A 12136-nucleotide genomic window follows, 5' to 3' on the forward strand; every position below is an offset into this window, starting at 1 on the left:
ACAGGAGCATCGTGCTCCTAATCAACTCAGTATGACTCACTTGGTAATGAAGCACACAATCAGGCATTGCGCTCATCAAACCAGGTGACCAGATGTTCGATCAGACGCATGGTACGCAGCGGACGATGGCGCTCACGATGGTAGATCAATGACAACGGCACATCCGCCGGCTGCCAATCCTGCAGGATTTCCTTGAGCTCTCCGCTTGCGATGGCGTCATCACAGTAGAGTCTGGGCACGCGAATGATGCCGTTGCCGGCCAGGGCACCACTGACCAGCACATGCCCGTTGCGACACTGCAACTGGGCACTGATATCCACCTGTGTCTCGCTTTTCGGGTCATGTCGGGCGCGAAAGCTCCAGCGCGCGACCGAGCCCACCAGGCAGCGGTGAGCCTGCAGGCCACCGGGAGTATGCGGTGAGCCATGCCGCGATAGATAGTCAGGACTCGCCACGACCACATAGGACAGAGTCGCCAGCGGACGGGCAATGAAATCGGCATCCTCGAGTGCACCCATGCGCAGGGCGATATCGAAGTCATCGCGAATCAGATTCACGCGATGACTGCTGAAATCCAGTTCGATCTCGACCTCCGGCCAGGCCTGCATGAAGGCGTGAACGGCTGGCCCCAGCAGACGCTCGCCGATTGGGCCCCCGACACTGTTGAGCCGAATCCGACCGCGCATGGCGTTACGCTCTTCACGCACCAGCGTCACGATCTGCGCCATGTCGCCCAGCGCACTACGACATTGCGCGTGGAGAAGATGACCACTCTCGGTGAGCCGCAACGAGCGAGTGGAACGCTGCATCAAAGTAACGCCCAGCAGCTTCTCCAGCGCGGTGACCTGCTTGGACACCTGTGAACGCGATACGCCCAACGTCTCGGCGGCCCGGGTGAAACTGCCGTGATCCGCTGTCATGACAAAGGCACGGATATCGGCAAGGGGAAGCGAGTCGAGCATGTGAAGCTCTCCGGACAGTAGTGACATCGAATGAAGGCAGAGACCCTCGAGACGTCAGTCTATCAGCCAATCCGATTGAATCAGCGGCAGGACCCGATACGTCAGGCCCCGATGTCGAGTCGTCGCAACGCATCAGGGGCGCATTGGAGCGCCCCTGGTCCACGACAGTTGCCTGTCGTCCCCTCTTCATAAAGAGCAATCAGCTCATAAAGAGCAATCAGCGGTGTTACCAGCCCACGCTGGCCGACAGGGTAATTTCCATCGGATCGCCCACCAGTACGCGCGTGTCACCGCCACTGCCGTAGTAATAGGCGGTATCGAACAGATTCTTCGCATTCAGCTTGAATTCGGTGTCCGGACCGAAGAAGTCATGACGCCAGCCGACGAAGGCATCCGCCACGGTGTAGGCATCCATCGAGAAGCTGTTGTCGTCGTCACCTTCACGCTCACCGACGTAGCGCACGCCACCGCCGACACGCCACTCGCCGTAGGACGGATCAATCGCCAGATCATGTGCCAGATAGAGGCTGGCCGCGTTGAGCGCCGCGTTCGGGAGACGATTGCCCTCGGTGCCTTCGGTATCCTCCAGCACTTCGGTATCGGTGTAGGCATAGCTGAACAGCAAGGAAGTACGATCCGTCAGGGCGCCTTCGAGGCTGAACTCCAGGCCTTGCGAGCCGGCTTCACCGATGGTGCGAGTCACCCCATTGTCAGTGACTGCGACGTTCTCCTTGCGGATCTGGTAGAGCGCCACAGACGTCGCCAGACGCGGATTCCACTGACGCTTGTAGCCGATCTCGTAGCCCTTGCCGAGCTCAGGGTCGAGGCTCTCGCCGCTGTCACTGTCGCTGCCGTTGGGCACGAAGGATTCGCTGTAGCTGATGTAGGCAGAGCTGGCATCGTCGATGCGATACAGCAGGTTCGCGGAGGGCAGGAACAGGTCATCGCTGTAATCGGGGTCAGACACGAAATCCTCGCCCTGCCCGCTCTGCTGATCAAACCAGGTGTAGCGCCCGCCAAGGCCCAGAATCCACTTGTCACTCAGATACCAGCGGTCGCTGACATAGACCCCGATGGCCTGACTCTCGTCGAGACGATTGCTGCGCGAGGTGTTGATGTCGTCGGAGGTCACCTGGGCCAGCTGGCCGTGATTCACGTCGGTGACGGTGGAGACCGTGACGGAGTCGCCGAAATAGCGCTCATCCAGATAGTCGCGGGTGGTCTCGTAATCGGCACCGATGACCAGCTGGTGACGCTGCCCGGCAATCTCGACATCACCCATGGCGTCCAGCGCCGTGTAGTGCTCGCTGCGTTCATAGCCCTGGTTCTCTTCGGCGCGCACGGTCACATCACCGCTATCGCTGACATTCGTGACGTTGGCGCGCGCATCGCTGTACTGGCGACGCGTCCAGCCGTAGGTCAGCTTCATGTCCCAGTTGTCGGTGACTTCCTGCTTCCACCAGGCATTGACGGACTCGTCATGGCCATAGACGCGGTTCCAGGATTCATCGAAACGCGTGCCACGCGTGACGTTGGCGGCGCTGCCGTTGTAGAAGACGGTGCCACGATCGATATCCAGCTCGTAGTCCTGATACTCGTAGCTGATCTGGGCGCTGCTGTGCTCGCCCTCCCAACGCAAGGACGGGGCGATGGTGGTGCGGCGGTCATTGCCGTACTCGCGCCAGGAGTCCTCATCCTCATGCGAGAGGATGAAGCGATAGGCCAGGCCGGTATCCTCGATGGGACCGGTAGTGTCCAGGGTGGTATTGCCACCGCCGAAGGAGCTGACTTCGCCACTGATCTCGGTGTGCGTCTCGTACTGCGGACGCTTGGTGACCATGTTGATCACGCCGCCGGGGTTCTGTTGCCCCTGGAAAAGCGATGACGGCCCCTTGAGGACCTCGACGCGGTCCACCGTCGCCGTGGTGTAGGTACGGCGCGGCTGACGGATGCCATCGATCAGCATCGAGCCATCGCTGTTGCTGCCGAAGCCTCGCTTGACGAAGCCATCCTCGGTGCCCCCCAGCGTATTGCCCAGCTGAATGCCAGCCACCGGCTGCAGCGACTCTTCCAGGTCATCGAGATTGAAGTCGTGCATGACCTGCCGGGTCACCACATTGATGGTGCGGGCCTGCTCGAGAAACTCCACCGACTGCTTGTTGGCAAGGCTTGAGGCCTCTGCACGGTAACTGCCCGGCGCCACTTCCGATTCCCGCTGGCCGGTGACCACCATCACCGAGCTTGCGACTGCCGAGGCGTCCTGTGCCGACTCACCTGCCGCCAGTGTGGTACTCGGCAATGCCATGAGGCTGAAGACCAGACAGGAAAATGGCCCCTTGCTCTTGCTGACGGTGCTCTTGCTGACGGTGCTCTTGCTGACGGTATTCTTGTTGACGACGTGGTTGCGAGAATGACTTGGCACCTGGAACCCTTCTATGTGATGTGCCAGCGTCCTGCTGAATCAACATCTCGCCCTGTATTTGACAGAGCATGGCCATGACTGACGCCCCCTGCGCCAGCAAATTGAGCGCGAATGATAATCTTTACCATAAAGTGTCGCAACGTTATCTCGAGAATCCAGCCAGCAGGTGGCCGAAATCATCGCCATTGGTCGTGATGAAAGCAGTCTCTTGCGCTCTGGGGACAGGATGTCGTTCCTCATTGAGGACCGCACGTGGGTCGCCGAGCCATCAAAGGGGGGTGACGAGCGGGACAATGCTGCAGGACATTGACACAGGGAGAATGAACGCTCTACCCTGCAGAGGTAGAACAAACGCTCTTCCTGAAATCTTCGACGATGGTCCTTCCATGATTCAGCACGACATCGCCGCTCGCCTGGAAGCCCTCTTCAGCCAGCGTGGCTTCGCAGAACCCAGTGTGTCAGAGCTCAAGGCTGCCTCTGGCGTGAGCCTACGCACCCTCTACCGACATTTTCCTTCCAAGGAAAGCATGGTCATCGGTGCCCTCCAGCATCGCCATGAGCGCTACCTCGCCTTTCTTGAGGACGAGGTGCCCAGCGATGGCGCCGCTGCGCTCAGTCATCTTTACCGACGACTGGGCCACTGGATGAAGCACGAAGCCCCCAATGGCTGCATGTCGATCAATGCGTTGGCGGCCTTCCCTGACAACCGTGACGTCAGTGATGCCGTCACCCGTCACAAACGGGAAACCCTCCTTTGGCTTGGCACGCGCAGTCGGCGGAAAGATCTCGCCAACGAATTGTTCCTGATTCATGAAGGGGCATCCTCGGCCTGGCTGGTACTGGGCGACACAGCGATCGAAGCGGCACTTTCCACCACCCTCACCCTCCTGGGAGAACCTCGCAAATGAGCGCTGTATCCACACGCCATGGCACCCTGCACGGTATCTAACTGACCGGCCACGGCGGCCCGGAGGTGCTGGAAGTGCGCGACGACATCCCCCGTCCGGTTCCCGGCCCGCGCGACGTACTGGTGCGCGTCGGGGCTGCTGGCGTCAACAACACCGACATCAACACACGCCTGGCGTGGTACTCCAAGGGAGATGGCGGCTTCGCCGAATACACCAAGGTGGCAGCACACCATGCACACCCCATCAAGAGCGCACTGAGCGATGTGGAACTGGCCTCATTCCCATGTTCCTACTCCACCGCCGAGAACCTGCTGACACGCACGCAGCTTGCCAAGGGGGAACGCGTGTTGATCACCGGCGCCTCAGGGGGGGCGGCTCTGCAGCCGTTCAGCTCGCCAAGGCACGTGGTGCTCATGTGATCGCCATCACCAGCGCTGCCAAGGCAGAGTCGCTGCCCAGGCCGTCTTCCAGCAGAAAGGTCATGTGGGCAAGGTCGTGCTCAAGGTTTGCCAGGACTGAGTCAGTTTCCTCAGGGACTGATGGCCAGAATGCAAAAGGGCTACCCGATGGGTAGCCCTTTTCATTGCCAGACAGCGGCAACTTCACAAGACATTAGACATTGTGTCTTGAGGGTCAGTCGGCGCGCTTGTCTTCGGTATTGGTGTCGAAGTCACTCGCCGAGTGGCGTTCGATCAGCTGCTCATGCGGCTCCCCCCAGAAACGATTGACCATGCGACCACGCTTGACCGCAGGACGCTCGGCAATCGACTTGGCCCAGCGCTGCACATGGGGGTAGTCCTGCACGGAAAGGAACTCGGCAGCGTCATAGAGCTTGCCCTCGGCAAGCGCGCCATACCAGGCATAGATGGCGATGTCCGCGATGCTGTATTCATCACCCGCGATGTAGGCATTGTCAGCCAACTGACGATCCAGCACGTCCAATTGACGCTTGGTCTCCATCGCGAAACGGTTGATCGGATACTCCATCTTCTCCGGGGCGTAGGCATAGAAGTGGCCAAAGCCTCCACCCAGATACGGCGCAGAGCCCATCTGCCAGAACAGCCAGTTCATGACCTCGACCCGCTTGGCCGGCTCCTTGGGGATGAGCGCGCCGAACTTGTCCGCAAGATGCAGCAGGATGGAACCGGACTCGAAGACACGCACAGGCGTGTCGCCACTTCTATCCATCAGCGCGGGAATCTTCGAATTGGGATTGATCGCGACGAAGTCACTGCCGAACTGATCGCCATCACCGATGCGGATCGGCCAGGCATCATATTCCGCACCGGAATGTCCGAGCGCCAGCAGCTCCTCGAACATGATGGTGGCCTTCACACCGTTCGGTGTCGCCATGGAGTAGAGCTGGAAGGGATGCTCCCCGACCGGCAGCTCCTGGTCATGCGTCGGTCCGGCAATAGGCCGATTGGTGCTGGCAAACTTGCCGCCACTTTCACTTTCCCATGTCCAGACCTTGGGTGGCTGATAGCTGTCGCTCATACCCTTGACTCCTTGGCATCCTGTTGAAGCTTCAAGACTTCGATGGCGTCAGAAACGTCGGTGTTGTGGCGCTCTGACTCGGTAGCCCAGTTATGACGGTCAGACGCTTGTGACACAAGGGGATGAAACGACGAAAGTTTGTTGCTAACATGCCACCAGTTTTTGGGGAGTAGCCCGCTCTCGTTACCCAACGAGAGTCTCGGTTGTCAACATGGTCGGCAGGCATTGCCGTGGCACCGAGGACCCACCTATCCAGATCATGCCCATGATCGGTCAGGACAAGGTTCGGCGAGACCAATGACAGTCAGACGCTTCCGGCCGGTGGTGTCTCGCTGTTATTGACTCGTAACCGGCCTGGAACTTCCTGACACATGCCTTTGCTATCGACATTCCTGCTCGCCTTTTCCATGTCCTGCGACGCCTTCGCTGCTGCCTTGTGCAAGGGTGCGGCCATTCGACGGCCGTCCCTGAAAGATGCCCTGCGCATCGGCCTCATCTTTGGCGTCATCGAAGCCATCACCCCCATGATCGGGTGGCTGATCGGTCGCTCATTGGCCGTCTACGTCGAACAGTGGGACCACTGGATCGCCTTCGCTCTGCTGTTGCTGCTCGGTCTCCACATGATTCATGAGGGGCTCTCCAAGGACGAGGAAGATGAGGATTGCAGCACGCCGCAATCGTTGCCCCGCCTGATGCTGACTGGCCTTTCCACCAGCATCGATGCCATGGCCGTCGGTGCCGGGCTTGCCTTTGCTGGCGTGAATATCATCACCACTGCGCTGGCGATCGGCACCGCCACCTTCGTGATGGCCACCACCGGTGTGATGCTCGGGGGCGTATTGGGCAAGATGGTCGGCAAGCGCGCGGAAATCATCGGTGGCCTGGTGTTGATCGGCATCGGCACGACCATCCTGCTGGAACACACCGGCTATCTTGGCTAAGGCTTTCCCCAGCAGGCCAGAGCCCCCAGCAAGGGGGCTCTGGCCCGACCAGTCCCTGCCCCTGGCGATGGATGCATCTCCGCGTTCCGCCAAGGGTCCCTTGAAAACCCTGACAATGGCGTCATTCAAGAGGGACATGTGGCGTATCGCACATCTTGATATCCAATAGGGGAGCCAGATTGCATGTATACACGCAAGCTTCATCCAGGTAGTGAATTTCCGGCCATCCAGGTCCAGCGCCACGATGGCGAAACCCTGACGCTCGGCAAGCCCCAGGGCGAGCATGATTGGCAACTGGTGGTCGTCTATCGCGGCAAGCATTGCCCGATCTGCACCAAGTTCCTCAACAAGCTGACGGAATATCGTGAGCGCTTCAGCGCACAAGGCGTGGATCTCGTCGCCGTCTCTGCCGACAGCCAGCAGCAGCTGAACGAGCACCTCGAATCTCTGGATCTCAATTTCCCGATTGCCGGTGGCCTGACGGTAGAGCAGATGGAAACGCTGGGGCTGTTCATCTCCACGCCACGCAGCGAGAAGGAAACCGATCACGATTTCCCGGAGCCGGCCTTCTTCATCGTCAATGGCGAAGGCAAGGTCCAGATCGAAGAAGTCGCCAATGCGCCCTTCGTACGTCCTGGCCTGGACACGCTCATCGGGGGTATCGAGTTCATCCGCAAGCCGGACAACCACTACCCGATTCGCGGCACCCGCAATTACGGCTGAACCTTTCAGGGTTCCGGTCGCGCAGGAAAGCCGCCCCGCAGCCTTGGTGCTGCGGGGCGGCTTTGTATCAGGGCCTTCAAACCTGCCCTGTATCGTTCATCACTCTTTCCTCTTTCTTTCGGCTTCCTTTCGCCACTCTCTCCTTACCCTCCCTTCTTTGATCATCCCGCTCTTACCTCAATCTGTCCTTGCCTCACTCCGCCTGACAAGCCAGAAACGCACCTCGAATAGAAAGCACGAAAAAATCTTGATCCCGTGACATCCAGACGGGAAAGGCCAGCGTTATGAGCAGTGCAAGGGAGACAACGACACACCTGCAACCGCTAGCTGAACCTTATCTGTCTACGGAGTCGTCAAGATGAAAACAATCGCCTGTATCTCTGGTATTTTCGCTGCCCTCGCAATGAGCCCGATGGCTCAAGCCATGGAAATTCCCGAAAGCGTCACGGTGCCGAAAGGCAATGACGTCGCCATGGAAACCGTTGGCGTCGGCAAGATCAAATGGGCCTGTGAAGCAAAGGATGATGGCACCATGGGCTGGGTCTTCAAGGGGCCGGATGCTGCGCTGAATGATGCTGATGGCAAGCAGGTCGGCAAATACTATGGTCCGCCCGCCACCTGGGAATCCATGGATGGCTCCAAGATCACCGGCACACAGCTGGCGGTAGAGCCCAACGGCAAGGGCAATATTCCGCTGCAGCTGGTCGAGGCCAATCCGGCCGAAGGTGAAGGGCATATGCAGGGCGTCACCTATGTGCAGCGCCTCAATACCCAGGGCGGTGCCGCTCCTGACATGGCCTGTGATGATGCCCACAAGGACAAGGTCGAAATCGTGATGTACCAAGCCGATTATCTGTTCTACAAGGCCATGTAATCTTGAGCCAGAGATAAAGAAGATTCACCACTCGATGTCGTGTGACAGAGCGCATTGACACAGGGAAGGTGAGATCATGAAAAGCCCCGACATGCAGAAGCATGTCGGGGCTTTGTCGTCATCAATCCCGACAGGAGATGGATGATTCCGGCTGGATTTTTTGATCAGTCCCGTCTGGCGACAACGGCGCCATGGCGAAGACAGACAGTCTGCCATTCAAGTGCAAAAGCCATGAGTCTGATTCTCCCGGGCAGTGAGAAAGCTTCTGAGCCGGCGAGCTGCCGTCAGACCAGCGCCAGCATCGTATAGGGCGCTTCACAGGAATGGCGCTCGTCGCGTTCATCCACACTGCCCAGCTCGTGGTTGCGATCATTGTCATAGACCACGAAGAGCCGTTCGCGATCCAGTACCGCAAGCCCTTCTGCCTTGTGCTCGAACTCCAGCACACGGCCATCCTCATGCGTCACCAGCGTCGGAGGTTTCCCGGCGTGGAAGTCCGCCAGCGACAGCACCCACAGATATCCCCCGATCACCTCCTCACTGCCCTGCTCGGTCTCGAAGCTGGTCACCAGATAGAGGCGTGCGTGATAGGGGTCATATTCCAGGCTAGAAAGACCACACTCGTGATCCACGCCGTCATACTCGGCCGGGTCGAAGGCATAGACGTCGTGAAGCTCCTCAATGAACTCGATGTTGTCGCTGTCGGTCATGGCATAACGCGCCCCGATGACCCGACGCACATACGCGAAATCATCATGCGAATTGCCTTGTTCCCGCACCCCGAACAGGATCAGACCATCGCCCCTGTCACTCGGCACGACCGCCAGACCTTCGATCTTGTAGTACGGCTGGCCAATGGCCGCTTCCAGCTTCTGACGAAATTCCAGTGAGCCCTCGACCCCATCACGTGGGTCCGGGTCGACCACCTGTACCTTGTCGGGTTCGCCCAGCGGCCAGATCAACAGGTGGTTGTAGGCATTCAGGGCATGGCTCTCGCTGTCGATGCGATCAAACCCGGTAGTCGCCAACATGTGACGCCCATCGGTGGTCAGCGCGAAGTCTTCATACTTGACCGCCTGACGAATCAGCGGGGTGGTCAGATACTCAAGCTGGCTATCATCCGGCCCGCTGGAATCCAACGGCAATGAAAAGACGGCTGAACGCCCCTCGCCCGGAATCGGCTTGTCACTCGCCATTAACAACCGCTCACCGTCATAGGCCACGGCGGAAATCTCGGCATTCACCAGCTTGCCATCCTCATCCTTCAAGCCTGCCGGAAAACAATGGATCGTGCCCTGTTGCGTGATACGTACCTTCGCCATCCGTTGCTCCTCGAAACGAAACATCATGACAATGGGACAGGCCAGGCTGGATTGAGTTCGGGTCGAATACTGCAAGCTTGAGAGGCCATGGCCCGGCAGCAATCAATGCATCACATTGCGAATGAAGCGCAGCATGTCAGTGCCGGTGTTGCGGTAGGCATAAGCCTGGTCACTGGGATAGACATGAAAATCGCCGGCGCGAATGACGATGTCCTCGCGTTCCAGCGTCAATGTCAGCTCTCCCTGGGTGACCACCAGCATCTCGTGCCAGCCGGCATCATCCGGGGCGGAGTCGTAACGCTCGCCGGGGGCCAGAGTCCAGCTCCATAACTCGACTTCCTGTGTGGCCGGCTTGCTGGCCAGCAGTACGGCTCGGCTCTCAGGTGCCTTCCCGACCCAGGCCACCTCATTGATACGTGCTGAATCCTCGCTTTCCGGCGGCTGCACCAGCGCGTAGAAGAGCACCCCGAGCGCCTCGGCGAGCTTGTCGAGCGTGCCGAGGCTCACATTGACGTCACCCTTCTCGATGTTCACCAGCATCCGCCGACTGATCTCGGCCTGATCCGCGAGTGCCTGCTGGCTCAGCTCGGCCGCCAGCCGCAGGCGACGGACGTTGGCCGCGACGTGAACCAGTACATCAGGTCTCTGATTTTCGTTGTGCAATATAATGCGCATCCGTACAATCTTGCCGACGACGAGGAAGTGGGGGCATAACGCCCGGCCCGCCTCCTCCCTTGCTACCTCATTGTCCACGAATCATGCCGCATGTGTTGCTGACTGACCATGCCCATCACCCACTGGATCACTCAAGGAGACCCCCATGTCCGTTGCTGTCGCAGCCTCCTCTTCTCGTCTGTGGCCCGTCGCCATGCTGCTGGTCGCCATGTGCTCGATCCAGAGCGGTGCTTCGCTGGCCACTTCCCTGTTCCCGATGATCGGTGCCGCTGGCGCGACGGCGATTCGTCTGATCATCGCCTCCGTTCTGCTGCTGGCCATTCTGCGCCCATGGCGCAAGGCAGTGACACGCAAGGCCTGGAAGTCCATCACCCTCTATGGCGTGGCGCTGGGCGTGATGAACCTGCTGTTCTACCAGGCCCTCAAGACGGTGCCGCTGGGTATCGCCGTGGCACTCGAATTCACCGGCCCGCTGGCCGTGGCATTGTTGAGCTCGCGTCGTTGGCTCGACCTGGGCTGGGTCGCGCTGGCCATCATCGGACTGGTACTGCTGTTGTTGCTGGGTGAGGACACCGCCGCGCCGATCGACCCCGTCGGAGCCGCTTTCGCCCTCGGCGCCGGCGTGTGCTGGGCGCTCTACATCCTGTTCGGCCAGAAGGCCGGGGCAGGCAACGGTACTCAGAGTGCTGCGTTGGGCATCACGATCGCGGCGGTGGTGGTCGCACCCATCGGCGTGATGGAGGCGGGCAGCGCCATGTTCTCACTCGAGATATTGCCGCTGGCCTTGGCCGTCGCCGTGCTCTCGACCGCCCTGCCCTATACGCTCGAGATGATCGCTCTACCGCGCCTGCCCACTCATACCTTCGGCACCCTGATGAGTCTGGAGCCGGCCGTGGCGGCGCTGTCCGGGCTACTGTTCCTCGGCCAGACACTGGGCCTACTTCAATGGCTTGCCATTGGACTGGTGATCACCGCCTCGGTTGGCACGACGCTGACCGGTCGCCGCACGGACGTCTTCGACGCCCCGATACCGGACTGAACAACGTGTGAGTCATGGTCGTTTCTCATGGCCCAGCGTGGTATATCGTTCTTTCCTTCATCACGTCCCATGAAAGCAGGAGGCAGCCGATGACCTTGCAGCGTTCACCGTCCTCACCCCCCACCGCCCTGCGCGCCACCGTGCAGATGGGAATCTGGTTCGGGCTGAGCTTTCTCACTGCCGCCATCGGTGCACTTGCTTCGGTAGATGCCAAGGCCTTCTACGCAAGCCTCACCCAGCCCGCCTGGGCACCTCCGGCAGGCGCCTTCGGACCAGTCTGGACGGCGCTCTTCGTGATGATGGCACTCGCCGCCTGGCGGGTCGCGCGCGACGGTCTGCATGCCAGCAACGGTTTCCGCTCGCGCCATCGTCTGGCGCTCGGACTCTTCGTGGTGCAACTGATCGTCAATGCCCTGTGGAGCTGGCTGTTCTTTGCCTGGCATCTCGGTCAGGCGGCCTTCATCGATGTGCTGGTGCTGTGGACGCTGATCGCCGTCACCCTGTTCACCTTCTGGCGCATCAATCGCTTCGCCGGACTGTTGATGCTGCCCTACCTGGCATGGGTGACGCTGGCCAGTGCCCTGACCTGGTCCGTCTGGCAAGCCAATCCCGCCTTGCTGGGGAGCTGAGCGCTGCGCACCGTGAGCCTCTCGCCCTGACGAACACACCAGATACGCCAACGCCCGGCCGACACTCTGCAGGAGTCTCGGCCGGGCGTTGGCGTATGAAGCACTGTCTTTTGAATCGTCCTCTTGCTGTCGCGACCCTGCCGC

12 protein-coding genes are annotated in these 12136 nt (G+C 59.9%); 7 read left to right on the forward strand and 5 right to left on the reverse strand.

Features of this window, described 5'->3' with window-relative positions; genetic code table 11:
• Window positions 1-59: 59 nt before the first annotated feature.
• Both HXS66_RS12785 and HXS66_RS12790 read right to left on the reverse strand, forming a co-directional pair.
• A complete protein-coding gene (locus tag HXS66_RS12785) occupies window positions 60-962 on the reverse strand; it encodes a LysR family transcriptional regulator (RefSeq protein ID WP_176503705.1) in 903 nt (300 codons plus the stop codon).
• Between the two features lie 226 nt (window positions 963-1188).
• Complete coding sequence (locus HXS66_RS12790; RefSeq protein WP_255303240.1) at window positions 1189-3384, reverse strand: TonB-dependent siderophore receptor; 2196 nt, start codon at window positions 3382-3384, stop codon at window positions 1189-1191.
• A gap of 293 nt (window positions 3385-3677) precedes the next feature.
• Between HXS66_RS12790 and HXS66_RS12795 the strand changes: the two genes are divergently transcribed.
• Together HXS66_RS12795 and HXS66_RS12800 are read left to right on the forward strand one after the other, a co-directional pair.
• Window positions 3678-4292 carry a TetR/AcrR family transcriptional regulator gene (locus HXS66_RS12795; RefSeq protein WP_255303241.1) on the forward strand — a complete coding sequence of 205 codons (615 nt, stop codon included), beginning with the start codon at window positions 3678-3680 and terminating at the stop codon, window positions 4290-4292.
• Window positions 4293-4366: 74 nt separating this feature from the next.
• A complete protein-coding gene (locus tag HXS66_RS12800) occupies window positions 4367-4711 on the forward strand; it encodes a hypothetical protein (RefSeq protein ID WP_218015180.1) in 345 nt (114 codons plus the stop codon).
• Between the two features lie 214 nt (window positions 4712-4925).
• On the opposite strand, the gene yghU is transcribed toward HXS66_RS12800, so the two are convergent.
• Complete coding sequence (gene yghU / locus HXS66_RS12805) at window positions 4926-5789, reverse strand: glutathione-dependent disulfide-bond oxidoreductase (protein WP_077376888.1); 864 nt, start codon at window positions 5787-5789, stop codon at window positions 4926-4928.
• 371 nt (window positions 5790-6160) lie between these two features.
• Here yghU and HXS66_RS12810 point away from each other — a divergent pair, with 371 nt between their 5' ends.
• The 3 genes from HXS66_RS12810 (at window position 6161) to HXS66_RS12820 (ending at window position 8327) form a co-directional block, all read left to right on the forward strand.
• Complete coding sequence (locus tag HXS66_RS12810) at window positions 6161-6730, forward strand: manganese efflux pump MntP family protein (RefSeq protein ID WP_077376891.1); 570 nt, start codon at window positions 6161-6163, stop codon at window positions 6728-6730.
• Window positions 6731-6913: 183 nt separating this feature from the next.
• The gene (locus tag HXS66_RS12815) at window positions 6914-7453 is read left to right on the forward strand and encodes a redoxin domain-containing protein (protein WP_176503706.1); all 540 of its coding nucleotides are present in this window, start codon (window positions 6914-6916) and stop codon (window positions 7451-7453) included.
• Window positions 7454-7877: 424 nt separating this feature from the next.
• Window positions 7878-8327, forward strand: coding sequence for a DUF3455 domain-containing protein (locus tag HXS66_RS12820; RefSeq protein ID WP_255303242.1), 450 nt, complete (start codon window positions 7878-7880; stop codon window positions 8325-8327).
• Window positions 8328-8611: 284 nt separating this feature from the next.
• On the opposite strand, the gene HXS66_RS12825 is transcribed toward HXS66_RS12820, so the two are convergent.
• Complete coding sequence (locus tag HXS66_RS12825; protein ID WP_084208803.1) at window positions 8612-9649, reverse strand: hypothetical protein; 1038 nt, start codon at window positions 9647-9649, stop codon at window positions 8612-8614.
• 102 nt (window positions 9650-9751) lie between these two features.
• Window positions 9752-10324, reverse strand: a complete 573-nt coding sequence (locus tag HXS66_RS12830; protein WP_077376906.1) for a helix-turn-helix domain-containing protein — start codon at window positions 10322-10324, stop codon at window positions 9752-9754.
• A gap of 145 nt (window positions 10325-10469) precedes the next feature.
• Between HXS66_RS12830 and rhtA the strand changes: the two genes are divergently transcribed.
• Together rhtA and HXS66_RS12840 are read left to right on the forward strand one after the other, a co-directional pair.
• Complete coding sequence (gene rhtA / locus HXS66_RS12835; RefSeq protein WP_136937920.1) at window positions 10470-11363, forward strand: threonine/homoserine exporter RhtA; 894 nt, start codon at window positions 10470-10472, stop codon at window positions 11361-11363.
• 89 nt (window positions 11364-11452) lie between these two features.
• Complete coding sequence (locus HXS66_RS12840; RefSeq protein WP_254696469.1) at window positions 11453-11992, forward strand: TspO/MBR family protein; 540 nt, start codon at window positions 11453-11455, stop codon at window positions 11990-11992.
• Window positions 11993-12136: the final 144 nt, after the last annotated feature.

The organism is Cobetia sp. 5-11-6-3 (assembly GCF_013374055.1).
GTDB lineage: Bacteria > Pseudomonadota > Gammaproteobacteria > Pseudomonadales > Halomonadaceae > Cobetia > Cobetia marina.